Origin of the sequence: Methylobacterium haplocladii (assembly GCF_007992175.1) — a bacterium.
Classification (GTDB): Bacteria; Pseudomonadota; Alphaproteobacteria; order Rhizobiales; family Beijerinckiaceae; genus Methylobacterium; species Methylobacterium haplocladii.
The window spans coordinates 1-25,569 of sequence record NZ_BJZT01000044.1; the positions used below are offsets into that span (position 1 = coordinate 1).

The 25,569-nt window shown below is 63.1% G+C and carries 21 protein-coding genes and 1 pseudogene; 4 read left to right on the forward strand and 18 right to left on the reverse strand.

Translation table 11 applies throughout. From position 1 onward, the window contains the following. Window positions 1-281: 281 nt before the first annotated feature. Genes MHA02_RS19525 through MHA02_RS19535 form a run of 3 tightly spaced genes read right to left on the reverse strand, consistent with a single transcriptional unit; the run spans window position 282 to window position 2,748 of the window. Entirely contained in the window at window positions 282-1,106 is an 825-nt protein-coding gene (locus MHA02_RS19525) for a hypothetical protein (RefSeq protein ID WP_147081865.1), read from the reverse strand. 12 nt (window positions 1,107-1,118) lie between these two features. Continuing rightward, window positions 1,119-2,363, reverse strand: coding sequence for a type II toxin-antitoxin system HipA family toxin (locus tag MHA02_RS19530; RefSeq protein WP_238180079.1), 1,245 nt, complete (start codon window positions 2,361-2,363; stop codon window positions 1,119-1,121). A gap of 43 nt (window positions 2,364-2,406) precedes the next feature. Further along, a complete protein-coding gene (locus tag MHA02_RS19535) occupies window positions 2,407-2,748 on the reverse strand; it encodes a helix-turn-helix domain-containing protein (protein ID WP_147081869.1) in 342 nt (113 codons plus the stop codon). A 335-nt stretch (window positions 2,749-3,083) separates the two neighbouring features. Between MHA02_RS19535 and MHA02_RS19540 the strand changes: the two genes are divergently transcribed. Together MHA02_RS19540 and MHA02_RS19545 are read left to right on the forward strand one after the other, a co-directional pair. Next, a complete protein-coding gene (locus MHA02_RS19540; RefSeq protein WP_147081870.1) occupies window positions 3,084-3,779 on the forward strand; it encodes a helix-turn-helix transcriptional regulator in 696 nt (231 codons plus the stop codon). A 59-nt stretch (window positions 3,780-3,838) separates the two neighbouring features. Beyond that, on the forward strand, window positions 3,839-4,876 hold the full coding sequence (locus tag MHA02_RS19545; RefSeq protein ID WP_147081872.1) for a hypothetical protein: 1,038 nt from the start codon (window positions 3,839-3,841) through the stop codon (window positions 4,874-4,876). Between the two features lie 162 nt (window positions 4,877-5,038). On the opposite strand, the gene MHA02_RS19550 is transcribed toward MHA02_RS19545, so the two are convergent. From MHA02_RS19550 to MHA02_RS19570, 5 genes and pseudogenes are all read right to left on the reverse strand, one after another. Continuing rightward, the gene (locus MHA02_RS19550; RefSeq protein ID WP_147081874.1) at window positions 5,039-5,971 is read right to left on the reverse strand and encodes a hypothetical protein; all 933 of its coding nucleotides are present in this window, start codon (window positions 5,969-5,971) and stop codon (window positions 5,039-5,041) included. A 20-nt stretch (window positions 5,972-5,991) separates the two neighbouring features. Next, a complete protein-coding gene (locus MHA02_RS19555) occupies window positions 5,992-8,400 on the reverse strand; it encodes a S8 family peptidase (RefSeq protein WP_170249357.1) in 2,409 nt (802 codons plus the stop codon). A 70-nt stretch (window positions 8,401-8,470) separates the two neighbouring features. Next, window positions 8,471-9,577 (reverse strand): AAA family ATPase, encoded by a 1,107-nt coding sequence (locus MHA02_RS19560; protein WP_210245091.1) that lies wholly within the window; start codon window positions 9,575-9,577, stop codon window positions 8,471-8,473. Window positions 9,578-9,608: 31 nt separating this feature from the next. Beyond that, window positions 9,609-9,974, reverse strand: coding sequence for a hypothetical protein (locus MHA02_RS19565; protein WP_147081878.1), 366 nt, complete (start codon window positions 9,972-9,974; stop codon window positions 9,609-9,611). Window positions 9,975-10,104: 130 nt separating this feature from the next. Further along, window positions 10,105-10,541 (reverse strand): annotated as a pseudogene (locus MHA02_RS19570) (DUF4113 domain-containing protein); the annotation flags it as partial. 1,655 nt (window positions 10,542-12,196) lie between these two features. Here MHA02_RS19570 and MHA02_RS19575 point away from each other — a divergent pair. Beyond that, entirely contained in the window at window positions 12,197-14,344 is a 2,148-nt protein-coding gene (locus tag MHA02_RS19575) for a TniQ family protein (protein ID WP_147081880.1), read from the forward strand. Here MHA02_RS19575 and MHA02_RS19580 read toward each other — a convergent pair. From MHA02_RS19580 to MHA02_RS19620, 10 genes are all read right to left on the reverse strand, one after another. Further along, window positions 14,332-16,200, reverse strand: a complete 1,869-nt coding sequence (locus MHA02_RS19580; RefSeq protein ID WP_170249361.1) for a TniQ family protein — start codon at window positions 16,198-16,200, stop codon at window positions 14,332-14,334. The genes MHA02_RS19575 and MHA02_RS19580 overlap by 13 nt on opposite strands. A gap of 23 nt (window positions 16,201-16,223) precedes the next feature. Continuing rightward, window positions 16,224-17,300 (reverse strand): AAA family ATPase, encoded by a 1,077-nt coding sequence (locus MHA02_RS19585; protein ID WP_147081884.1) that lies wholly within the window; start codon window positions 17,298-17,300, stop codon window positions 16,224-16,226. Further along, the gene (locus MHA02_RS19590; RefSeq protein ID WP_147081886.1) at window positions 17,284-19,575 is read right to left on the reverse strand and encodes an integrase catalytic domain-containing protein; all 2,292 of its coding nucleotides are present in this window, start codon (window positions 19,573-19,575) and stop codon (window positions 17,284-17,286) included. The genes MHA02_RS19585 and MHA02_RS19590 overlap by 17 nt, the downstream gene beginning before the upstream one ends. Window positions 19,576-19,720: 145 nt before the next feature. Next, window positions 19,721-19,996 carry a hypothetical protein gene (locus tag MHA02_RS19595; protein ID WP_147081888.1) on the reverse strand — a complete coding sequence of 92 codons (276 nt, stop codon included), beginning with the start codon at window positions 19,994-19,996 and terminating at the stop codon, window positions 19,721-19,723. A gap of 124 nt (window positions 19,997-20,120) precedes the next feature. Further along, window positions 20,121-20,312, reverse strand: a complete 192-nt coding sequence (locus MHA02_RS19600) for a hypothetical protein (RefSeq protein ID WP_147081890.1) — start codon at window positions 20,310-20,312, stop codon at window positions 20,121-20,123. A 150-nt stretch (window positions 20,313-20,462) separates the two neighbouring features. Continuing rightward, window positions 20,463-20,798, reverse strand: coding sequence for a hypothetical protein (locus MHA02_RS19605; RefSeq protein ID WP_147081892.1), 336 nt, complete (start codon window positions 20,796-20,798; stop codon window positions 20,463-20,465). A 110-nt stretch (window positions 20,799-20,908) separates the two neighbouring features. After that, on the reverse strand, window positions 20,909-21,604 hold the full coding sequence (locus MHA02_RS19610; RefSeq protein WP_147081894.1) for a hypothetical protein: 696 nt from the start codon (window positions 21,602-21,604) through the stop codon (window positions 20,909-20,911). 166 nt (window positions 21,605-21,770) lie between these two features. Further along, the gene (locus MHA02_RS22295) at window positions 21,771-22,067 is read right to left on the reverse strand and encodes a hypothetical protein (RefSeq protein ID WP_210245092.1); all 297 of its coding nucleotides are present in this window, start codon (window positions 22,065-22,067) and stop codon (window positions 21,771-21,773) included. 2 nt (window positions 22,068-22,069) lie between these two features. Next, window positions 22,070-22,855 (reverse strand): hypothetical protein, encoded by a 786-nt coding sequence (locus MHA02_RS19615; protein WP_147081896.1) that lies wholly within the window; start codon window positions 22,853-22,855, stop codon window positions 22,070-22,072. A 157-nt stretch (window positions 22,856-23,012) separates the two neighbouring features. Beyond that, window positions 23,013-23,735, reverse strand: a complete 723-nt coding sequence (locus tag MHA02_RS19620) for a hypothetical protein (protein WP_147081898.1) — start codon at window positions 23,733-23,735, stop codon at window positions 23,013-23,015. Window positions 23,736-23,890: 155 nt separating this feature from the next. Here MHA02_RS19620 and MHA02_RS19625 point away from each other — a divergent pair, with 155 nt between their 5' ends. Continuing rightward, a complete protein-coding gene (locus MHA02_RS19625; protein ID WP_210245093.1) occupies window positions 23,891-24,895 on the forward strand; it encodes a hypothetical protein in 1,005 nt (334 codons plus the stop codon). Window positions 24,896-25,569 lie beyond the last annotated feature (674 nt).

Genomic DNA, 25,569 nt, shown 5'->3' on the forward strand with positions numbered 1-25,569 from the left:
GTAGCACGACCCAAATTATTGACGCGGCAATCTACTAAGTCATTGATAAAACTTAGAAGCATTTCTCGTATTTCTAACGTCTATATTTTGATTGGCTCGCTCTTTTAAGCGTAGTCACTCATATTTCAATTATTTCGCATTTTCACAATATCTTGGATCACTGGCATCCCCCGATGCCGCTGCGGGTGATGATCGGCGCCGGCCGCTTGGTGTGGTGAAGCGGTGTGTCGGCGAGAATGCCTTGTATCGAACGGACGCTGCAGGTGGAGACGAACCTTGGATCATGTCAGCGCGCGACCTAGTGCTGTCATCTGTCGTGCTAGCGGAACGAAAAGCTGCAGGTTGACGTAGGCCTGCTCACGGCTGGGGGGAGGCGACGCACTCGGGTGACCCGCGTCGTTCCGAGCGGCACGGATCACGGCCTGGATCTGCGTGAGGTTGGTGTCGAGGTCTTCGAAATCCCGCTTGGGCTTCAGCGACGATCGAAGAGGAGCCAGCGCTTGGTTGAACTTCGTGATCCTCGTTTTGATGAAGCGTTCGTTCGATACGCCCTTGAAGGTCGAGCCGTGCGCCACGCTGCTCTCGGCCACTTCCGTGAGCCGGATGAACTCGGCTTCGGCAGCAGCGCCCAGCATCACGGCCGTTGCCAACATGCAGCCCGCGTAGAAGCTAGCGACAGCTTCTTCGACGTACGTAACGGCTACGTCGCTGATTTCCGGAGCGGCCTCGCGAAGCATGCGGACGTACCCGGCGATGTCGTGAAAGCGGTGCGGCGTGCCAATCGCGAGCGTATTGCGGCCGAAGTGGCTCAGTCTGAAGAACGGCCAACCAGGGTTCGAGGAGTTGATGCCGAGCGTGATGTAGCCTTGCCGGAACAGGTCCCAGAAGACGTCTCGCAGGAGTTCGGCATCATGCGGGTCCGCACGAGGAGCATCCCCGAAGATCGAGCCGCTGGATCCGCGTTCCCGTGCTGCAGGTGCGAGTCGCTCGGCCACCGCAGAGACGAGCGACATCCATTGGTCAGGTGGGCCCTGGCCAAAGCCTTTCGACGGTTGCAGCAGCGAGTCCACGACAGCTTCGCGGACCTCTTCGTAGCTATGCGGCATGTCCGTGCGGCTTCAGAAGTTTGGGACTGGGACTGGCGCTTCATCCGCATCGATATCGTCACGCCACTGGAAGCCCGGATAGACGAAGGCATTCGCTATCTGCTCGCAGTCGGCCGGTATCACTCCGAGCGAACGGCAGGTGTTGTACCAAGTATTCTCGACGATCGATCGCATCTCATCGATGAGGGACGAGGCCTCGTCCCACTCGTAGCCGAATCGAGCACACTCCGTCAGCAGATTGTCCCTAGTGGCAACGCGACCTTGATCGCCCACGACCATGGCCAGCGTTCTTCCATCCTGCGCAATCATCGGAGTTGGCACGAGGTCGTAGGCGGGCGCGAGACGCCATCCACCGGCATCCGCGATCAAAGCATGGTTGCGAGGATGGTCGTCAACGTTCGAGATCAGTGCGTTGAAGACCACGCGTCGGAACAGTTCGCGGCGCGAGTTGGCCTGGTCGATATCCGTCCTTCGAAGTTCGTCGGCCAGAAGAGGGTAGGACCAGCGCGTACGGTCCGCGGAACTCTCGCTAGCGTCGAGGAACGTGACGGCGCTGATCATACGGTGCCGCAGATAGCCATCATCGACCCTCTCGCGATCGAAGCGCTTCACGAAGAGCACGGGACGCCCCCCCACATCGACGATCTTTGATCTCGAGGCGGAAAGACCGCAGCTTAGCGCCAATTCCAACATGGCGTGTTCGACGCGCGGGTTGTCCCATGCATCGTCTGGACGCGTGAATTTGGCGAGCCAGAGGCCTTCTTCATCTTCGACGACGGTTTTGGGTCGAGCGCCACCCATCGACGTTCCCAGAAGATGAAGCTTCTGGACTTGCTGTGCGACGATCGGGTCGGGAACCGGCTCCTTTTTCAAAAGCGCATCGGATGTCTCAAGCAATTCAGGAAGCTGCAGTGTCCGATTGAACTGCCAAAGCGGGGCTGGTGGCACCGAGTTCAGACCGAATGCCAGTGCTCCTGCCCGATCGTCCGGCGAATACAGGAGGTATTCGAGTTCATTCAGTTCGCCGCCGAATTCGCGTTCTATGATCAGCCGCCCCCAACGATCGGGGGCGGCATCCCGTAGAGATGGGAAGATGGCACTCGTGCCGGCGTACTGCTTCACCTTGTTGTCGAGCACTGCCAGGCGCCCCGGATCCAGCGGCACGCAGTTGGGTCGAGCGAGATAGCTGTTTCCGTAGACGAACTGGCCGACTTGGTTTCCCTGGTGGTCGCTGGAGACCTTCAGCCGGGCGGCCACAACCGGTTCGGTTGTCTCAGGCAGAGTGACATAAACGTAGCATTCAGAAGTCACTGCTTAGCCCCTCTGTCGAGGTGCGCGCACGTGTCCTCGCTCCCGATGCTTCGAAAGCTTTACCGACGGCGTCTTTATCAGGAGCTCCAACCTCGGCGATCTGATCCGTGAGCCCATATGCCCAAAGAGCAGCCGCATAGGTACTCGCAGTAACAGTCGGATCGCCCCGCTCGACTTGGGACAAGGTTGTTCGATGTACGCCGATTCTGCTGGCGATAGCCTCGAGCGTTTCGTTGCGGCGCAACCGTGCGGTTTTTAGGTTGGCGCCGAGCCGACGCAAGGCTTGGCTGGCCTCATAGGGGAGTGGGTTGCTGTGGGAGCTCTTACGCATCGCAAATGTCGCTTATAAACGACGGTAACCCGTCTGATGTCGTTTTTAACTGACATGAGGCGCAAATTCAAGCCTCAGATCGCGGATGTCGGCTGCAATCGACATTAGCGAGCTTTATGTCGCTTTTGACCAACATGTGCGATGCGACCACCGAAATACCAAGCTGCCGACATCAGGATCGACGGACGCGAGTCGAGCCGACGAAGTGACGGGCGGCATTCGATCCGTAACCGACACGAGATCACGTTTCGGTCTAATGTCGGGATGGTGTCGTGGTCCGACTTTCTCCGCGAGCATAGCTTCCACGGCAACGCAGATGCCGACGGAGGCGGAACATGGCGACGGCCACTCTGATGCTCTCTCCCAATCTACTGGCTTTCTGGGTGAAGGCCCTTCGAACGGCTTCCAACTGGTCGCAGGAGGCGCTTGCCGCTTCGGCCAACGTCAACGTCCGCACCGTGCAGCGCGTCGAGACGGGACAACCGACGACCGTCACGACCCGCCGCGCTCTGGCGAGAGGCTTCGGCTACGACAATGTCGATATCTTCGACGATCCTACCTTCATCCAGACCGTTCAGGGGATGATTGCCGACGCGCGGAAGGCTGACAAGGAGACGCTGGCGGAACAGTTTCCGGACCACGTCCCGGTGCCCGTCTCGATCGTGGAGAGCGGGTCCGAGCTTGCCCGCATGGTCGACGAGGCGGGTGCAACCCTGCTCCATTGCGACGACGAGGCCCCTCAGGAGGCTCAGGAGCTCGCCGCCGGCATGTTCGACCTGATGCGGGATCTCGTCGACGTGTGGGACGACATCTCGTTCACGGAGAGGCGCCGCTACCGCGAGGAGTTGGAGCGGCTGAAGAACGAGCTCGAAAGCTTCGACCTTCGACTCTTCTGGGCCCTTCGATCGACGAAGATGGTCGGCGCCAACTGGCCGGACAAGTCACCGATGCCCATCACCATCGGGTATCTGACGATCGTGCCCAAGGAACGGGAACTGCGCGAGATCCTGGCCCCCAAGCAGCTCATGTGACACGCCGGTCGGCGCCCACCCCCTTTCTCGACTTCATTGCCGGTTCGAAGGACAGATCCTTGGACAGTGCCGACACTTCCTCAACCCTCACCGACCGGTTGCCGCCGGAAACCCTACCTTCGGTCTTCAACGTCTCCTTGAGGGGATGGCCATCGGAGGAAGAGGCCGATGCCCGCGAACTGGGTGGTGGGGTTTTGGCTTTGGCGAAATCCATTTCCCGTCGGCTCGATCTCAGCCGGCTCGAGGCAATCGTCATCGCGATGAACTACGAAGAGGCGCTTGCAAGCCTCGAACGGGGCGAAGGTATCGCGCCGACCGTACCGACATCCAACGAGTACGGGCAAGGCGGTGCCATGTCGTGCCTTGTCGTTCGCGACGACGAGCCTTGGAGCGTCGTGGTGATCTGGGCGCCTTTGCTACGGCAGATCCTCGACCCGGAGCATCCCGATCATGGCTTCGCCCTCATGCTGCTCGTCCACGAATTGGTCCACGTCGACGACCTGCGGCTCCTAGGCGGCACGTTCCCGGGCGGATGGCGCGCAGCCAGAGCGCGTGACGGCCGAGAGCAGGAGCTTCTCCCGTTGGTTCATCCATGCGCATCCGAGTACAGCGCGCAGCGCAGATCCGCGTGGCTGGTGCCGGAACACGGCCTCCAGCTCCTTGAGATGCTCGGCGAGGCCATGGTGGAGGTGGACGATCAGATTCGTTCGGAGCGACGGCGATACCGCCTGCACGGCGACATGCAGACGTTCTGGCCGGTCGTGGTGAGGCGCCTCACGTTCCTTTTCCAGGCGCTCGGCTATGGTCTTGGGCACGCCGATTGGGTTGCGCATGAAGCCGAGGAGCATCCCGAACTCGCGAAGCGATACTCGGACAAGCTGGAAGAGCTCGAACGGCTACCGACCGGCTGGTTGATCGAAGTCTGCCGCGAGGGGGTTCAGCCGTACATGAAGCTCAAGGCCTGGGAGGATCTGAGCGTCTACGATCCGCTGATCGCCATCCTCGAAAAGCTTCTCAACGGATACGGGATGTTCACCCGCATCAACGGTGATGGAATGTACGTCGACATGCCCCTCACCGGACTCCACGCTCTCTGAGCGCGAGCGAGGTGCTTGTCGGGAGCTCGATGGCGGAAGCGGAAGGGAGACGCCTCCTGGCGACGCCCGTTCGCGAATCCGACTTCGGCCAGTAGCAGCCGGTCGGCATCTCGCGCGTTGCGGCGCCGGACATCATCCCGCAGCGAATTCAGAGAGCTTAGATCATGGCCTTGGGGCCCGGGCCTTGGGTGGAGCCTTCGGCGGAGCGGGCTCGCCGAGGAAATCGTCAACGCCCACGACGAGATAGTTCAGCTCGAGTGGCTCGCCATCGGCTTTCCGATAGATCTGTCGGGTCGCGCGCTCGAACTCGAAATTCTCCCATTTCCAGTCCCCGGCGCCCTTCTGGACGATCACGTAGGAGCCGCGCCGCAATCGGACCGACAGATGGCTTTTGTTGAAGTCGAGGCCCAGATCGAACTTGAAGACCTTCTTGTTCTTGCTGCGGCCGAGCACCGCCTTCACCACGCCGGTCGCGAGACCGGTGAAGGGCTTCAGGGCCGGCTGGACCATCGTCGCGAGCGCCAAGCCCTGCTTGAAGGCATCGCTGTTCAGGGCATCCAGGATCACGTCGTCCTCGGAGCTCGATACGTTCACGGTCTCACCCATGAAGTTCAAGCCATCGTCACCGATGGTGACGCCCATGAAGATGGGCTTCCCCTGGATCGCCGCTCCTTCGCCGTCTCTCGCTTCGACCGTCAGAGCGAATTTCAGTTCCTCGCTCTCCCCCGCGACCTGATTGCGGCCCGAGAACTCGCAGAGGATGCGATGCTTCCCGCTACCTGGATAGCTCTGGACGTAGAACCCCTCGAGGGAGATCTTGACGCGTTTCCCCCTGAGACCCTGATCGGCCTCGATCGCGTTCGCATTAGAGATCCCGACACGGTGCTCATCGTCGGCGTCGACGAAACCGACGACCATACTTCCGTAGGCCCATTGGTCCTTACCGAGAAACGCATCCCAACCCGCCCCCATACCCTTCACGGCGGCTTCCGCCGCCCTGAAGCGCTCGGCCGACTCTTCGTCGCCGATGAGCGTCAGATACTCCGCGATCTCCCTGGCGGTTCGCTTGCCGAGGATCAGGTCGTCGTTGGCCATGCTCTGAATGTCCCCGGCTCTTAGACGCGTTCACGCTGCCGCACCTGGACGCGCGCGCGCGATCGGACGTCGGCATAGATGTCGGCTCTCACGTTCTGTCCAACCTCGATCGATACTGCCAAGGCATACGGGATCGGCGTGGTCGCGAAATCATCGTGCAGCCCACGCGCCTGGACACCCAGGAAAAGGCCTCCCGAAGGAATGGCTTTGATCTTCTTCGTTCCTTCGTAGACCCGGTGGAAGGTCGTGCCCCGTCGGCAGTCGTCGGGGTGCGGCTGGATCTTCGGCGAGACGGCATCCCAGAACTTGCGCTTCCCGTTCTCGTCGACGAGATCGAGGGTGACGCCCCGGTAGGTCGTCGTGGCGGGATGGATCGGCGTGCACCACGTGAGGGTCATGGTGATCCTCCGCAATTCGCGGCTGTTGAGAAGATCCTGGGGCACCGGGAGCCGGTATTCGTGCAATTGCTCCGCTGCGATCATGTCGTCGGCAAGCAGCGTGATCCGGTTGGCGTCGCCCTCGAGGACCTTCGAGACGTCGGGCTGCCCGAAGCCGAGAAACCGCGTGATGGTCTCCCGGCGTCTCCTGCCGCGCTTTGCTTCCGGAGGCGGATAGGCTTGATCGAGAAGCCTCCCGACGTCGCCCCACCCGCAGCCATGCATGAGAAGCGTCTTCAGCATGACCGCACGCGTGCGCAGACCATGTAGGTTCTGACCGGACTGCGCGACGAGATCCTCGAGAGTCTCTGCGACGAGGATGCCCGAACGCGTCGCCAGAGCGGCAGCGTTGCTCGTCCCGGTCGACCTGCGCACGTAGTCCAGTGTCGCCCCGTAGATGTCCGGCGCGGCCGTCTGCGTACCCATCTCCTCGATTTCGTCCCCGGCGAAAGCGAACCCGCTTCCGTGAGGAACCGGTCTCGCGATCTGCCGACCTCCCGGCAGGACGACGTCGGGCTTCACCGACCGGTTCACGCCGAGACCGACAGCCGAACAGATATTGGCCGCGGGATACCCGAAGGGATCGACGTGGGGCGCTGGGCAATTGCCCGAACCGTCGGAGTGGAGCGCCCCTACGGTGACGACATTGACGGCTTCGGCAGGGCTGAGGATGCCCCTCGTCCCTTTTGCGGCCTCGATGCCTCGAAGAATTTCGACTGCGCGCGCGATCGGATCCGCGCTCTGGAATGCCGCGTGGTCGTCGTAGGCCCCCAAAGGAATGGACGCATGGACGTTGCCGGCACTGACGACGAACAGGATCCGATGCTGGTGGCTGAGGTGGTCGAGAAGCTTCGCCCAGGCGGAGGGTCGCCGAACGAAGGGCGCGCTCACGTCGCAGATCGAATGGTTGAACAGGATGGCTTCGGGAGCCAAGCCATTCTGGCCGACGAGTGCCTTCACGGCCCTGTAGACCATGGCCAGCGGTAGCTTGTCGCTCGGCGTCGACTCCAAATGGGCGCCCTGTGGTGCCGCGAGAATCGGTACGACCTTCAGAACGCGATCGAACGAAGCCTGCTGGTCGGCCAGATCCCCGTGAAGAATCAGCGATGCCATGGCGGTGCCATGGAAGCGCGAGGCCACGGGCGCTTGCGCACCGGTCACATCGACCTCTTCGATGTCGATGCGGTTGCGTAGCAGATCGTGCCCTTGAACAGGGTAGCCGTCGAGCAGCACTGCCAGCGCGGGTCGCGGGTCTGGTGCGGCCGGGACGGGTCGAGTCTGCTTTGCCGAAGGAGCGGTCGAAGGTGTGATGAACGCGCTCAAGGACTGTGGGCGGATGGTCATGACCATCGGCGCCGCGGCCAAGGCACCGTTACGCTCGGCAACTTCACGCGCTACCTCTGCCGGGAGCTTCACCAGCACCCCGTGGTACCGGATTTCCGGGATGCTCTCGTGGTCGAGGATTTCCGCATTTTCCGAAGCAAGGAGCTTCGCCAGATTTTCAAGCGCAGTCTCCTGCCGCTCCTTCGGACCTACGAACCACAGGTCGAATTCAACCTTGATCGGACCTTTGGGGTCGTTCTCGAGGAGGTTTTGCACGTATGGAGCGAGAGAAGGATCGACCCTGTCCTGCGGCCCCCAGACCCTGACCTCCGAGAGGTAGCCGAACAGGTTCCACCAGCGCTTCGCGACATCCGAAGGCGCATCCTCGCCGGCGGTGTAGCGCTTCCACCAGGCGAGCAGACGCTTGAGCCCTTCGATGGTCGGCATGGTGAGGTAGAGGAGCGACGTCGATTTGTCGTCGTCCTCGCTGTCCCCGCCGGCGTCTTCGGCCTCCTCTTCGGCCTCCAGACCGCTGGCCTGGATCTCGGAGAGGTAGTCTTCCGCAAGCCAGTCGAAGCCGCTCTGGGCGGCCGCATCGGCGAACGCTTTGACAGGTCCGAGGACTTCGAAAACCAGCGCGCGCTCCGGCGCAACTGCGGCCGGGTCCAAGGATACGTCGAGCCCTTGTTCGACTCGAACTAGATCTCTCTCGATCTTTCTGAATTCTTCTCCGCGCCGCTCAGACTGTACCCGGTAGGGAATCTTGCGAGGAAAGCGAGCTCTTCTTCCCGGCTTTCGGTTTCCGACGTCTGGCTGGCGTTGAATTCTTACGATCGGGCGTTTTGCCATTTTCTTCGTTCGGCCTCGATGGCATCTGTGCGAGGCTGAACTGGCGTGACCAGCGATTCAGAACGGAACGAACAGCTTGGCTCGAGTTCAGCGAGCCCTTGGACAGCACTAGACGCCGCTTCACGTCAAGGTTGAACTGCTCGATTTCGGATATGTTTCGTCCTTGCATCGCCTCCACGTACTGCGCCTCGCTCAGTCCCGTGTCGCCGATCGCTTTCACGAGGCGCTGGAAGAGGCGCGCGATCGCATTGCCGCCTGGGGGCGGCAGCTCGATCTTGAGCTCGAAGCGGCGCCATACCGCCCTGTCGAGAAGTTCAGGGTGGTTGGTCGCGCAGACGATCACGCAATGGCTGGGCAATTCGTCCAGCTGAACGAGGAGCGAGTTGACGACCCGCTTGATCTCGCCGGTTTCGTGGATGTCCCCGCGCTCCTTCCCGATCGCGTCGAACTCGTCGAAGAAAAGCACGCAGGGGGAAGCGGCGGCGTACTCGATGACACGGCGAATCCGGGACGCCGTCTCGCCGAGGAAGCTGTCGACGACTCCGTCGTAGCGGACCGTCAGAAAAGGCAGTCCCATCTCCGTGGCGATCGCCTCCGCGAGACTGGTCTTGCCGTTGCCCGGAGGGCCGACGAGAAGTACGGCGTGTCGAGGCTCGAGCGACTGCGATCGGAGCAGGCTGACCTCGGCTTGTTCCGCCACGAACTCCTGGACGTCTTCCACGATGGTTTCGGGCAGGATCAAGTCCGTCAGGCGCCGCCGCGGAGCCCGCTTTACGAGTAGGTCGCGAACCGAGTCGGGTAGGCTACGGGCGCTGGAAAGCGGCGCCACCGAGGAGGTCTTGGCCGAGCGCGCTGCGGTGCTCAATCTCCGCGCTTCCGAGTGACGTCCTTCGCTCGCGGCTTCGGCAACGAGCAAATCCATCGTCCGATGAAGCGCATCGCGATCCCCTCTCGCGCCCGCGTCAACCAGCTTGTGCACCAACTCGCTCCTGCTCATCGCGGTCGTCTCGCAGGTCGAATAGTCGTGATCAAGACGGCGTCCGGCCACTGCCGGTACGGGCAGGATCGGAGCTTTCCGCCTCGTAGGCATCCAAGGCCCGTACCAGATGATGCAGCATGCCCTTCAGCCGCGCAACGTCCGATTGAGATAATAGCGCAATTTTTTCGCTTTTGTGTTTCGTTTTTCTGCGAGGTGCTGCGTCTTCTTGAGCATCCTCGGCGCGTTCCAGCCCGACCAAGCCGACGCGGATGGCCGCAAGATTTCGCGCTAGAGCGCTCCCCGATTTCTCGAATCTCCATAACAGCATGTAGGAGACCCCCAGAGCCTCCGCCGCGGCAGAGACGTTCCCGTCGTGCTCGGCGACGAGTGTTCGAATCTGTGCATGAAGGTCCACGTCGTAGGGAAGCCTCGGCATAAAACCGCAATAACACGACTTAAAAACGAAAACTATTGCGTTTGACGGACGATCTGCTGAACGGCGCGACCGCTCATGATGCCGCAGGTGGGCGCTCGCTTCATCGGGATCATGCCGCCATCACGATCGGTAGATCGTCGAACCGTGTCGTGTATCGCAGCGAGCGCATTTCGAACTTCGTCGACCAGCCCCGCTTCGGCGGGAACCCGGCGGCTGCCGGAACGACGGAGCTGCGACCGAAGCGTCGAGGGCAGCCATCAATGCCCCACCGTGATTGCGGTCGAGCTGACCCAGGCCAGGAAGCGCGCGCTGAGACGCCGCCAGCGGCACTAGATCGGTCGTGACGATGCCGGCTTTCGAAAAGCGATAGCCGTCTCGCCAAGTCATTCGAACGCCATGGATGCAGGCCTTCGCCAGGACCAGGGTGTCGTTGCTTGCTTCAGGCAACGTGACGACGGTCGAGACCGATCGTTGCGGCCGATCGCGATCGTGCTCGGAGGTATGGAAGAAGACCGTGACGTGATCGGTGCCGAGGGCGCGCTCACGATAGCAAAATCAAGACCTTATGTGCTAAATCCGACGAATGATCGCGAATGCTCTAGTCCTTGATTAACTAACTGCGATGAAGCTGAGCCATTGTTTTGGAAAGCACCTTGTCGCCTGCTGCGATTCCGAGCATCGATAGTGTCCCCGACAGCAACTCCGGACAAACTGTTCCGGTAGAGATGGCTGAAATGACCCGGTTCGACCTCATACCAGCGCTTCTGCTGGAACCAGTGCGTAACGCCTAAGGCACGCCGTCGAACCCCCCGTTCGTAGGCGCGCCTCAAGGCCCCTACGACACTTCCCAGCAGAAACGTTCTCCCGCGCCGCGCGAGCGGCGCACCCCGATTGATCCCGGACACGGGTGATATCGGTCTCCGCTTCGCCATTCGATCGAGCTTGCAGCGATCGGTCCAGGCGCCGCGGAGCCACTACCGGACCTCCGTGTCCGGCCCTGCTCTCTAGCCGGCCATTCCGGGCCTTTTCGCCACCACGGCGAAGCCATGCCCGGATTGCGCTCGGAATCCCCCCCGGAAATCTCAGGAGGCCGCCATGAGCGCCCAATCGGACCATCGACGACGGAGAAGACGGGCAAACCAGCCCACCGGGCCACCACGACCGAGGGCGGCGAGGCCGCCGACCTCGGGAAATGGCCCGGATCGGAAGGAGGTCGAATGGGTCCGGAAGACCGCAAGCCAAGCACCGCTCCGAATGCGCGAGGGCCACCAAGCGTGTCGGAGCGGGAGCCGGCGACCCGACACGGACGACGAGCGAAAGGAGGGACCGACGAAGCCGCTCAACTTCGACGACAGACGGCAAGAACGGTGGCCCTGGGCGCGAGGGCCACCACGCCATCCAGGGGACAGCCGCGAGGGGTCCTCATCGGCCGGACGAAAGACCGACGGGCTTTCGAGGAGGGCGGAGTGAAAGCGGCCACGACCGGCAGGCGGAAGCCAGGCCGTTGGCCCCGAGCCAGGGGCCCACCAACGACCGAGGGCGGTTCGAGCTGCCCTCGGTCTCGGCCAGACGATCAGACGAGCGAAAGGAGGGACCGACGAAGCCGCTCAACTTCGGCGACAGACGGCAAGAACGGTGGCCCTGGGCGCAAGGGCCACCACGCCATCCAGGGGACGCCCGCGAGGGGGTCCTCATAGGCCGGACGAAAGACCGACGGGCTTTCGAGGAGGGCGGAGTGAAAGCGACCACGATCGGCAGGCGAAAGCCAGGCCGTTGGCCCCAAGCCAGGGGCCCACCAACGACCGAGCGCAGCTCGAGCTGCGCTCGGTATCAACCGGACGATCAGACGAGAGAAGGGAAAGGGAGAAGGCCATGTTCGACTACCGACGTACCTCCGCCCCGGCGGAGATCAACCGGCCCATCACCGAGGACTGCCCGTTCTCGACAACTGCCGGGTCGATCGATCGCTACGGGCAACCGTCCAGGGGACTCCCGTCGTGAGCGCCGAATTGGCGTCGGACGCCCCGCTGCCGGCGAACGTGTGCGGCCCGCAACCTCTCCCGCACGGCGAGGTTCGGTCCGCTCCTTCGTACGGCTTGGTTCAGCCTCCGGGACGCCTGGATTCGAAGCCGTCGTCGGGGGGAGGCCCAAGCGGAGCCCGTCCCATCGACAGCTTCGCATCCACGCGTCCCGGAGGCCCCATGCCCATCGATGCCGGCGATCCCTTCGCCATCATCGGCTCGACCGAACACGCAACCGCTCTCGAGCCCGCACGCAAAATGGTCGGACGAGGCCAGCCGAATAGTCGGGAACCTCGAGCCTTAGCCATCCCCGTGGTGGCCCAACGATTGGTCTGCGATGATCCGGACCCGTTTGCCGCGATCACCGGCGAGCTTCCGGACGTCGCAATCCGAGGTGGACCGGGAGCGAAATCTACCGCGAAGCGTACGGCGACGATCCGGTCGACATCCGTCGGACGGGCATCCTCGTCTGCGGGTCGTTCCCCGAAGTCCGCCGATGCTGCAGCCGTTCCGAAGCCGTGGAAACTTCGCAGGACGCCTTTGCGGGTCGGTGCTCCTGCGGGATGCGAGCCTGCCTACTCCTTCCTCGAAAGGTTGGCCGCTGGAAACGGCTCGTCCGTCGAATGCCTGGCGCGCGACTACGGGCTTTCGGCGCGCGCGATCGGTATCGGCGACCGAACGGAGGTCGGTCGTCTGGCGGCCGTAGCGTGCGTCGATGAGAGCGCGCTCTGCAAGGGGACGCCGAGCTACGACCGCACCTTCGATTGGACGCTAGGAGCCGAGACGTTCGGGAAGCAGTTCCTCGAACGCGCCCGCCCGGTGGTGTGCTGGCATTGCATCCGAAACGACCGGATCGCCGATGCCGCCGGAAAGGATTCCGGAGTGCGCAGGAGGGTATGGTGGGACCTGCTTGCACTCCATCGTTGCCCGCTCCACCGAATCCGACTTCACAAGCCCCGCTTCGACGGCGGTCTGGAGAAGGAGTGTCCCGAGCCGCTCCTCGATGAAGAAGATTGCGCCTGGGAGGCATATGTCCTCGGCCGCCTCGGGTTTGCGGAACGAGTGGATTCGGATCTCCTAGACTGCTTGAGCTTCGAGAGCGCTTGCGAAATCGTAGCGACATGCGGGGCCGTCTCGACCCACGGAACAGGCCACCGGGCGCGCATCAAACACCTCATCGGCAACGCGCCCCTGCTGCGAACAGGCTTTCAGAGCGCCCGATCCCGAACTGATTTTCTCAAGCTGCTCGATCGACTCTGGAAGAATGCCGAAGAACCCGTGAAGGGGTGGTCGCTGCCGAAGGTGTTCGGTTCGATCTACACCACGATCGACTACAGGAAGGATGACTCTCTCGAGCCGGTCGCATGCACGCTGCGGCAGTTCGTTGCCGAGAACGTTCCTAGGGCCAGGATCCGAATGACGCTCGGCCGGCGGGGATTGGATTCCACCGTCGTGCCGGGTTGGTACTCGGATGCCGAACTCGACGTGAATCCTCGGCGGATGTCGAGGGTCGGCCGTTCACTCGGACTCCTCGGTCCCGAACACGATATGAAGGCGGACGGCGTCCCCGAAGAGGTGGCCACGAAGATCGTCGGAATGCTCAAATCGACGATCGACGCCAAAGAACTAAAAAAGTCGCTTCAGGTGTCGGAAAAACAATTGCGTCTGATCATGCGCGCCGGACTGATCGAGCCGATCCATGTCTTTCAAGGCGCTCAGAGCAACAAGCACTTGTTCTCGAAGAATTTGCCTAACCGGTTTCTGGAAAGTCTGATGGGCGACGCGCCGATACTCAAACGAGCGCAAGACGATTGGCAGACAATTTTCGCCGCCAGCACGCGCGGCACCTGCCTGACAGCACTCCTAAAAGCGCTGCAGGATGGAACTCTGCGAGCGAAGTGTCGCCTGAAAGATGTTTCAGGCATACCTGCGATCCTTATCTCGCGAGCAGATGTCCAGGCCCTCCGCCTAAGCCTTGGCAGGGTCTATGATTGTATAACCAAAGACGAATTCGGTGCGCGGATCGATCTGCATCCCCATACGGTAGGAAGTTTTATAAATCGAGGCATCATCAAGCCTCACGTGAAGGAGCAAAGCAAGAAAATCTGGATTACCGAAGAAGAATTCCGAAAATTTGATGCCAATTTTGTGCTTGGATCAAAACTTGGTAAATTTATGGGCATATCCAACAAAATGCTGGGAGCTGCACTCAAGAAAGAGCATGGAATCATTGCCGTCATGCTGCCCGATAACAATGTAACAACACTCTATCGAAGGGCAGATCTTTTGAAGGCTGGCCTGCCGATGCCGAGCGTCTACACCGGATAACGGCCTTGAATATCCGATGGTGCGGAACGCTCCCGCGCCTTCATTTGAGGGGTCTTAAGATAAATCTCACAGGAGCGGTCGAATAGACGGATTTCGATTTGCCCGCGAACAGCCAATTCGATCGCGGGTCTGCAACCTGCTGCCGTCAGTCGGGAAAGAATCGCCCTGGCGCTCGTCGACCGAGATCGGGCGAGCTCCGTGGTCGAAACGAAGCGGCTTCCGAACTGTTCGACATCTCTTCTATCCAGTACGCGTCGACCCCGGCTATTCTCGCCGACCGGAATGAGGCCGGTGCCGGCAATCAATGCCAGTCCGTATTGGCGCATGCGAAGGATACGGCCCGCTTCGGAAAGTGTGACCTGGGGAAGCTCCCGCACGCGACATGCCTCGACGATCCCTGTCGTTGGAACGAAGATCCGTTTGAATCCCGGGCCGGCCTCCAGCTGTCCGATCGGAGCGAGGCGTCCCTCCAGCAAAGCTCGGCAGAGAGGTACGATGCCGACACTGCGCGCGGCCGCGGCCAGACAGGCGGACCCTTTCGGAGGCGAAGCGACGAACGGAGCACGTCCGGCCATTTTCCCGAGAATGGCCTCGACTGCAGCGGGATCGAATCTCGGAAATGCAGAAGCGGTCTGGCCTAGAGGATCGAGAGGAAGGATCTCCGCTTCGACAAGCTTGCGGACCGAGGCCGGTGTGATGCCGACACGTTTCGCGAGCGCGTTCACGTCGACGAGGGTCTCAAGCCGCTTCGCCAGCATCTGGACCTGGCGGCGGTCGACGGTGGGACGGCATCGATCCTGAAGTTCGCATCTAAGACCCGCCGCTTCCAAGACCGCGACAGTTCGCTCCCATCCGGAGCCGAATAGGAGCTTGGCTTGGCTCGCCGAGATCCGATCCGGGACAGGGGACGATCCGACATGTCGATCCCAGCCCTGCCAGGAGATCCGATGACGCCGGACGACGTTCGCGATCCTCTCGGCCATCCATGATTGGAGACGACCCTTGGGGAGGCGGGAGAACCAGCAGTAGAGCTGCCCGATCTGCACGCGTAGCTGGTCTAGACGCCCCGGCGCCGCCAACAGAAGTTCGAGCGCTTCCTCGACGCCTTCGGGCCCGCGCTGGATCGCGTGGTAGCCTGCAAGCATCATTTCCGACCGGCGCTCGGTTGGAAGTCTACCGAAGCGGACGTCGCGACCCGCCGTGAGACAGCAACCGAGCCTCTGCATCAGGTTTACGGCATCCCCGAGCGGCAGACCGTCCAGAACCGGATCGAAGATCCGAGGCAGGCCCCCGAGTCTTCCGACGACGTACCGTTCCGCCGCCAGGGTACTGGATGGCACCTCGATACGCGCAACCCGGGCCAGATCGGCTCCGCACATGCAGGAAGTGCAGCTGGCCTGCCCGATCCTGTTCGTCCGCGAGCATTCCGCACAACGATCGAGAAGCCGGATCGCATGAAGCGGGCACGAGATGAGGGCCGCGACCGACCACCAACCACGAAGATGAAGAGGTCTCCTCGAAGAGCCGTAGCTCCGACCTGAATCATCCGCCCAGCACCCCACGCAGAAGCGCTGTCGGTCATAGAGGATCTGCGACGGTTGAAAGGCCTCGCCGCATAGGATCACACCCCCGGTCTCGCTGGCCCTGGGTGTGAACCAATCGATGCGTTCGACGATCGCCGGGTCGAGGATCCGTGCCAACGCCGACGTCGTGCCGTGCGTGAGATCCTTCATCCGGATGCCGCGACTGGCGAAGGTCGATCTCCGCCAGTCGTAGCCGTTCGCCTCGACGAGCCTGAGCGTGTAGCCGCACGCCGTTTCGCCGAGGATGTAAGGGGGCCGGATCGGAAAGATCACGGCCCCCTGCTCTGGGTAAGGGCTCACGCCGTACGCGCCTTCTTTTCGTAGGTCGGGTCGGACGGCTTGCCGGTGAGGGAACCGCGCGTGCGCATGGGGAGGTTCGGCCGGCTGTGGCGCCGGGTCGCCTGCTGCGGCCCCTTCGGCTGGTCGAAGGGGTTCGTCCTGTCGCCGGTGGGCTTCAGGACGTCGTGTGCGTAGCCGAGCCACTGCCCGTCGATGCGCCCGACCCCCGCTTCGAGCGAGTGCTCCAGCGCGATCGAGAGCAGCCGGGTCACGCGACCGACGATGCCGCCCGTCGAGGCATGAATCGCGCCTGCCAGCTTCGGATCGGCCAGATTCCAGGGCTCCGACAGGTCCATGCCGGCTTCCAGGTCGACGAGAAACTCGCGGAGCGGCTTCTGGTCGGCCTCGTCCGCACCCCAGCCGAACGGGACCAGAGGAAAGCGGTGACGGCACCGGCGGTCGAGCTGCGGGTTCGCATCGACGGGCCTAGCCGCCACCGGCATCCCGCTGAGGACCATCTGGACCTTGGTCTCGACCAGGATGTCCTTGACGAGCTCCGACAGCTCCCAGACCACGGTCTCGTTCTGCGAGACGAGGTGATGGAACTCGTCGATGAACAAGACGCGCGTCTTCTGCCCGACGAGCTGGACCCTCAGGCGATCCAGGACCTGATGGCGATGGAGGTTCCTGGGTACCTCGGCACCCAAGGCCCGCAGGATCTGCGTGGCGAGCGCAGTGGTGGACCGGGAGCTCGGGGCGTTGACGAAGATCGCCGACCGCTCGTCGCCCTCGGGGCCGTCCGGGATATGGAGGCCGTTGGGCGTGATCCGCGGCGGGCGACCGGTATCCTCTTCGATCCGCGCGTATTCCTCGCGGATGAACTGGCGCATGATCGTCGTCTTGCCGGTACCGGCGGCACCGGTGAGCAGGACGAACGAGCCGGGCTCGTTGCGGTCGTAGGCACGGCCGAGCCGGTGAATGGCTTTGACGCCCTCCACCAGATCAGGATGGCTCTCGACGAGCTGCCGCTTCATGCGCGTCAGCACGACCTCGGCTTCGGGGGACAGGGGGCGGAACTCAGGCAAAGTCGACAAAGGTGGCGCTCCTGTTGCGGCGGGGCATGACGACGGCAGCGTCCACGACGGCAGCAGTCGGCATCTCGGTGTCGGCGACCGCGGGCGCGCCGGAAGCAGGCGGCGCCGCGTCGTCGGTCGTCGAAATGGGGTTCACGTCGTCGTCGACTTCCGTCTCGACGACCTCCTCCGGCGGTACGCCGGCGTCGGGGTCGGCCTCGGCTTCCTGCAACGACGGCGTCGGCGGAGCGGGAAGGCGAGGCCTTTCGGCCGGCACGAGCTCGTACTCGGCGGTCACCACGCCGTCCTCGAACTCGTCCCTCGCGTCCTCCATGCCGATGAAGGCGTGGAAGTCGTGCTTGATCTCGGCCAGGGGATCGACCTTGGCGGCCAGGAAGCGGGCGGCACGGTTCGTGACCCGCTTCGACGCCCTACGGTTGTTCATCTCCTCCTGGGGCGCGCGCAGCAGCCGCTTCGCCGCGTCCATGTCCGCCTGGGTCACGCGCTCGTTGGCCTTCCGGCGCGAGCGGGCCTCGGCCCGGATGACGAGATGGTCGTGACGGGTACGGCCGCGAGCGTCCGGATCCGACGCGGCAAGCGTGATCCAACGGCCGTCCGGACCGAGCAGGTATCCGCGACCGACATCCATCGCGTCGATCTTGAACTGGTACTTGACCTTGCCGGGACCATGTCGGTCCAGCAGCGCCTGAAGCTGTTCCGAGCCGTGGCCGTAGAACAGACCCATCCACTCGATGCCGGTGTGCTGGACCGAGACGACCTTGGTCGACGAGATGAGGGGGATCAGCTGGTCGACCGAAGGTGCCATGTCGACGTGATGAACGTCGGCGAGCTTCCTCCACTTCTCGGCGGGAGTGTCGTCGATACCCTCGTGCCACTTCCGCATGAAGACGTCGCAGAGATACTTGCAGGCGGCCCAATTCGCCTGCTCGAGCGTGAGCTTGGCGTTGCCGGCTGCGTCGTACTCGGGCCTGCGCCCGCCATTCTTGAACAGGCTCCCCGGCATGCCGCTGAACAAGGTCTCCTTGAATTCGCGGATCTGGCGTTCGACGATCCCCTTGAGGTCGGGACGGCCGGCCGGCGTGTGCAGCAGGCGGATGCCGAGCTGGCCCGTCGCCATGATGAGGTCTGCGGAGCGGTAGTCGGCGCCCTGGTCGGTGAAGACCTTGCCGGGCTTGCACGTCCCCAGGAACGGATGGTCGATCCCTTCCAGGTTCGCGAGCCAGGTCTTCGGCATCATCGACATCCGGAGAGCCTCCTGGATGGTCGGGTAGCCCTCCTCCAGACCGACGTAGAAGCCGATGATGGCGCGGGTCGCCAGATCGACGACGATGGTCAGGGTGACCTGCTTGAAGCGCAGCCCCGTCAGCGGGCAGCGCACCACGATCGGCAGCTTCGTGGAGTCGATCTGGACAGCCTCGCCCGGGCGCTGGTAGCGCGGCCCGCGCCCCTTGATGCGATACTTGCGGTCGGCGTCCTGCGGCCCGTCGCGATAGTAGGTCTTCTCGCGCGACTGGATGTCGGCGATCGTCCGGTAGAAGGCCTGGATGTCGGGCACGGCGGACTCGACCTCGGCCTCATCCTTCCCATGCTGGCGCGCGACCCTGCGGATCTCGTCGCGGACCATGCAGAAGATGTCGGTCGCCCTGGGGCGTTCGGACTGCAGATACTGAGCGACCGCGAAGCGGTTCATGATCTCGTACGCCGGCGCCCACAGGCGCGGCTTGCGGTTGCCCTGGTGTTGGCGCTGCGGGACGAGGGCCGACAGGCAGCCACCCGACAGCTGGTACCGGCGATACCAATTCAGGAGAGCGGCTCCGCTCGGCGCGTCGTCCACGCCGTTCGGCTCGATGACCTTCGCCACGCGGCGGCACAGCAGGTCCAGCGGCTTCGCCTGGAGGACGATGCGCGAACGCTTCTTCGTCTGGGAGGGGCGATACTGCTTGAGACGGCTCATGTTCCGCAGCGACAGCCCGAACTCGAGCGCGCGGACGTAGCGATGGCGACGCTTGGCGATGGCCTGCTGCTCTTCCGTGAAGCTCGTGATGTCGCGGCGCATGTCCTCGATGAGCTTGGCCGGAAGGCCCTTGCCGGCCTGCGGTTCGATGCGAAGACGCTGGTCGAGCCAGAGCTTCGTCAACTCGTCCCACCTGTAGGGTTTGGACGCGCCGCCGCCTTCGGGCTTCAACGCGATGCCGTTTTCGAGAAGGGTGGTGGGAGAGAAGCGAACGCCGTCGATGATGACGACATCGTCCTGGGTCAGGCGAAACGGGTTCATGCAAAACCTCTCTGTTCACGCTCCTCCTCGGAGCGCGTTGCGGTGGATTGGAAGGAAGGAGCGATCGGTCGGCGTCCGACCGGGAGACCGATGCAGTCGATCGACGGCGAAGGGCTCGGCGGTCGCGAACGACGGTCTCGGCGAGCTAGTCCGGCGGGTATTCAGCCTTCGGACGGTGTCCGACCTCGGGACCGGCGCACGTGCCGGAAGGCGACGCGACGGCCGACGCCGTCGCCGAAACGGCATTCCATCGGCCGGAGCACTCGTCGGACACGAACCGAATGCCGAGCTGCGCGCAGGTCGCTGCAAGGCTGTCCGAGCGGTAGTCGGCGCCCATATCCGTCACGATCTTGGACGGCCAGCACACCGCCATCGCGGAATGGTCGATACCGGGTGCGCGGGGATGGCGGCGCGGGTTCATGCAAGACCTCTCTGTTCACGCTCCTCGGTGGGAGCATGCTGCGACGGGAATGCGGTTCGGCATGTTTCGCAGGCACCGCGGCGGCGTCCGATCGGACGGAGCAGTGCCGGGCGGGCAGAAGGCTTCAGCAGGAGGCGGGGACGATCCGCATCCGCTTCTCGAGCCACAGGGACATGAGCTCGTCCCAGCCGAAAGGATTGGGCGAGCTTACGATGTCGGAGCGCAGCAGGATGCCGTCCTCCAGAAGGGCGGTCGGCTTGAGGCGGATGCCATCGATCACGACGACGTCGGCGTCGGTCAGGCGGAACGGGTTCATGCAAAGCCTCTCTGTTCGCACTCGTCGTCGGAGCGCGTTGTTGGTGGGGTGATGGGTCAACGGCGCCTACGCGATACGACCGGACCGGGTGCTTCGCCGGGCGGCGTCGCTGGTCCTATCGATCGGTTCGACCGCCGGCGGCGCCGTCGTTCAGTTCAGGCGCCGCGAGCGATCGGACGGAGGACCGAATTCGAGAAGGAGGACCGAGGCGCTCGTACCGGCATCCTCGTCGGCCAACTCGACGACGGCCGATGCCATTCCGGCGCGCCCATGCTCGATGTGCAGGCGTTCTTCCGAGCACAAACTTCCAAGAGCGTCCCAGGACAGGAACCGGACCAGGCCGCAGCCTTCGGACCGGACTTCGACCCCGTCCTGAAGGGTACGGATAGAAATGAAGCTGAAGCCGTCTACGACGAGGCTGTCTCGTTCGGTCAGGTTCACCGAGAGGAGGGAGCTCAGGGCGGTCGGAAAGCTGAAGGCATGCATCCGATGGGTCCTTCCGGGTTCTGTTCGATCGATCGGCGCAGGCCGAGGCGATTGGGACGATGGCGCTCGGCGCAGATCGCGCCGAGTGGCCGGATGGATGCAGACCGCCGTCAGGCGAAGCTGTTTTCGTGCGTGAAGCGATGGGTCTTCCAGGGGTAGGCCAAAGGGCGCCATCCCCTCCGAGCGAAGCTATCGAGAAGGTCGGCAACAAACGGCCGGTCGCCGTACGTGCGCAGATGCTCCCTATACTGGAAGAATTCACGGGCCTCGCAGTCGGCGAGGCGAAGAACGTGGCGAATGCTTTTGCGTAACCTGTCCGCCGGGCTGGTTGCCCGATATTTGTATGCGCAGGACGTGACCTTGCGGGATATTCCCCAGCGGACCGGATCGGACAGACGGCTGGCGTTCCCGACGATGTGATCGCTGCCCTCGTACCGATCGAGAGCGCGTTCGAACGTCAGCATCCTTCCGTCGGACGAGAGCTTGCCGCGAAGAGCACACGGTAAGCGACGCCAAGCCCAGGATCCGGCTTCGTCCAGCAACGCCTCGACAGACCGGCAGCTGCCGAAATGCGCACGCTTCGAAAGCCAGAGCTCGGCAAGGTCCACACACCAGAGGACCTGCGTCCTGGTGAAGTCGAGGGCACGCAGAATGATGCTGAGCCCCTTCGAGCGTACCTTCCAAAAGCGGCCGTCGATCAGGACGAGCTTGTGCTTTTCGAGGGTGCCGACAGCTTCGAGGCCGGCCATCATCCGACGCGTGCCGATCGATGCGGCGTCGAACTCGTTCGGCAGATCGGAGTGCATGGTTTCGCCTTTCGGTTCGAAAACGAGGATTCGAGAGGGATGGAGAACGATCCGACGCGGAGACGCGGAGAGCATCCGCGCCGCCAGCGCTCCCTCGGTCAGCCGAGGGGCGGCGGGACGAGAGCGGCTCGCAATCGCGTTGCGATCGGCGGCCTCGGGCGGACCCTCAGCAGGCCCAGGATCCGAATTCGATCCGCGTCCGCTTTTCGAGCCACGAGATCATCAGTTCGTCCCAGTGATCGAGAGCGGCTGCGCCACCTTCGGAGGTGAGACTGACCGGTTCGGTCGTGCCGTCGTTGCGGACGTCGTCGTGCAAGCCGGTTTCAATGGACGCGTTCATTGCAATTCCTTCGATGCCTCTTGTCGGGCGAGCGCTGCGCATCGAAACCGAGCGAGCGAAGACGGTGACGATGGACGGAATCGGTTCGCTGCAAGGCAGACCGCCGCCCCTATTGCCGACCAAGGCTATCGCCCGATCGGCAGGCACAGCTCTTCGGGGATCAAAGCGTTGCGGACGTGCCAGCGGCACTTTCCCAGCAAGGTCTGCTCGAGATAGTCGGCGATGAACGGCCCGAAACAGCGTTCGAAACGCGCCTTGCCCTCGTGCCAAGCCTTGATCAGATCGGCCTTCCGGTACGCCGTCCGGTAACTCTCGTCCTGCAAGCGGACGAAGATCACTTCCTCGCCGTTCCAACGCCCCCGACCCGTTACGAGGCAACGGAACCGATCTACGACGGGGATATCGCGGTGCGGGACCTCGCCGATCCTGATCCCGTCGAACAGGATGTCGTCGGAATCGGTGCCGTGCCGAAAGGCGGACTGCGCAAGCGACATGGCACGAGCGGAAACATCGGGCTTGCTCGCTGCCGTCGCATGCCGTGCCGGTTCGAAGAGCCCGTCGAGTGCGTTCTCGACGTCCAGCTCGTCGTTCATGCCGGAGACCAGATCGTATTCAGAATCTCCCCTCATCCAATTCGGCCGCCGGCGCTGGGCGTGGTTCGGGCGCCTCCAAGCCCAAGATCCGGGTTCCTCCAGCAGCTCCTTCACAGAGCGGAAGCATTCGAAGTGAGCTCGGCTAGTCAGCCAGAGTTCGGCCAGATCGGTCCGGGTGAACACCCTCGCGGTATTGTCCCGCATCGATTCGAGCAGGACGAAGTCGAACCCGGTACACGTGACCGTCCAGAAGTCGCCATCGATCATCACGCGATCGCTTTCGCGGAGACTGGCGACGGAGCGCATACCCGTCAGCATCTCGCGCAACTCGATCGCTATGGCCGAAAATTCATAGTCAAAAAGGGATTTCATAGTCCGACCTTTCGGTTTGTATTCGAGAATACTGGGCGCTCGATGGATGGGGACGGGGCGCCGGCGATCGCAGGGCATTCCGCGATCGTCGTAGCGTCACCGGTCAGTCGACGAAGGTCGGCTGGACGAGCGCCTTGGCGTCGAGCGGGCGCTCGAGGTTCAGGTCGACCTCGTTGCGCATGTGGAGCCGCAGGATGGCCTGGAAGGCCCTGGGTCCGATCCCAGCCGCCTCCCTCACCTCGGCGACGGACAGGACCGAAGGAGCGGCCTCCTTCAGGACTTTGCGGACCCGGTCGAGCGCCTCGACGTCCTCGAGGGGACCGGACTGGTCGAAAAGAAGCTCCGCGTTGGAGAACCGCGGCTGGCGACGGATGTCCTCGTCGGTCCAGACTTCGTAGCTCAGGCCGCGCTGCCGGAAGGCGGCCTTGATCAAACCAAGCTCTTCGGACAGCGCATCGGCCACGGCCTTCGGCTTGACCTGGATGTAGACGGGCTTCGGAACGAACCTGCGCATCACCGCAAAATCCGGGATGTGCACACGCCACTGCGAAGTGCGAGGATCCCACCAGTGGAACCTGATCGGCTGCGGACGGACGCTCGTCGTGATGCCGTCGGACCGGGTCAGTACGAGAAAGTCGTGCTCGAGCAAGGACTCGAACTCGATTAGACCTTCCTTGGAGGACCGCCGCTTCCCGGTCGGTGCCATGAGGTTGTCGAGATCGAACCAGGGAACGACACCGCAGAAGCTCCTGCGGTTGGTGGCCTTATCGGCTTTGCGGACGCCGCGGACGCGGGCCAGGTTCTTCGGGGTGAAGGCGATGTTCATCGACGCATCTCCACGTTGTCGAGGGCGGGGCTCGGCTCCGGAGGCGGGACGACAGGCGTCCCGCACTCCATGGTGGGCGACCGGTCCTTCGGGCACGGCCGGTTGGGACCGCTCGCGGGTCTGGTCGTTCGATCTTCCCTGCCGCCACGCTTCGCGTGGTCTCGGACGACCTCGACCGCATGGCCGAGGAGCCTGTCGGGATGGAGCGGTCAGCGCGCTGCATTGGATATCTCCTGAAGGTTTCGGCGGATCTCGTTTTCGAGCTCCTCGAAGGCCGGCCGGATCGAAGGATCGATCCTGCATTGCGCGCTCGTTCGGGGACCGGGAGGCCAAACCTCGACATCTCGATAGCTCGGCCGATCCGAGAGGTCGGAAGCGCTCGGCTGCCTCGAAGCCATGGTCGGCTGGCGAAGACTCACGACCCGAGCCTGGACATCCTGCCGATCCGCCGCGACCCGCGTTCGCGGATCCCGTTCGTGAAGCTCCGAACCGCCGAAACGCTGTCCGCCGGCCTTGCAGGGTGCGGGCGGCTTGAACGGAACCTCGCAGTCCCGTTCTTCGGAGGGCTTCTTGCGGTTGAATGCTTCGGCCAGGACTTGACCGAGGGTGCGGTCATCCCGCTTGCGGTGAGGCGGCTTCCCGGTCGCGTCCTCACCCTCCGGCGGCTCGGCAGGATGCAAGGTCGCGATGAGGTCGTAATCCACTTCCCGCCCGCCCTCGGACGGCAGAAGCCAGTCGTCGACCTGATCGTTTCCCTTGCGGCTCCGGGCTACAAGCTCCCAGTATCCGTCCTCGATCAGCTGCTCCGACGGGACCTCGAAGTCCTTGCGAAGGTACGCGACCAGGGCCACGATCGCCTCGATCTCGACGTGCTCGCGTCCCGAACGCCGCATGAAATGGACGGCCTCGGCATAGGCACGGTGTCGTGCGCGGTCGTCGGCGACGGAGGGAACGGTCGTCGCGGCTGCATCGAATTCGAAGGAATGCTGGCCCATGGCGAAGTCTCCGGTGTCGTTTCTGCTGAAGGCAGCCGCTCCGCCATGTTCGGCAGGAGCGGCGATCGGGTCCGCAGGACTAATCTTGGTCGCCGTCGGACCAGGGCATGGGGCGTGCGGGCGACCAGCGTTCGATCAAAGGATCGATGTCCGGACGTCGCATGAGCTCGGCCTCGCGACGCAGAAATTCTGCGAGTTCCCAGCTGTCGGAATGCTTCATGTGGCGGAAACGAAAATCGAACGACATGGAAAGCCTCTCAATCTGATTTCGATGAGCAAGAAGCCGATATCTATCGACTGTATTGCCCGACTCCGTAGCCCGGATCGGATCGTAGACTTATCGGAAATTTCAGACCGCTCGGAGAGTGTAGTCTTCGCTAAGAAGACAAGACACAATTCGATCGTGATTTGAAATTACTCGGGGTTTTCCGGGTGGACGTCGGGGATGAAAGAACGTCGAAACCGAAATGCCGAAGGCCGAAATGTCGTGGAGCCGAAGGGGAGACCAATGGGACCGGACGACGGAGGCGTCCGGTGGGTGGCTTCCAGGGGCCTGGACCTGTTTCGCGAAAACGGTCGTCTGGCTGCCCAGCGAGTGAATTCGCCTGCTCGCGGCGAGGTCACTCTACGCTTCGGGACCTGTCTCGGTCGGAAGCGCGGTGGGGGCGTCCCTTCGGAAAAGCTTGGGCGGCGGCTCTAAGGCTCGCCGAAACTGGTTCGACGGCAGGCCTTAGGAGGCGGCGCGGGCGCTGTCCCGAAGGGACACTGGTGGCAATTCGAACCGGGTCATGACAACCGTCTTGGTCAAGCTGAACCGTCTTTGCCGGAAGCTGAGCTTG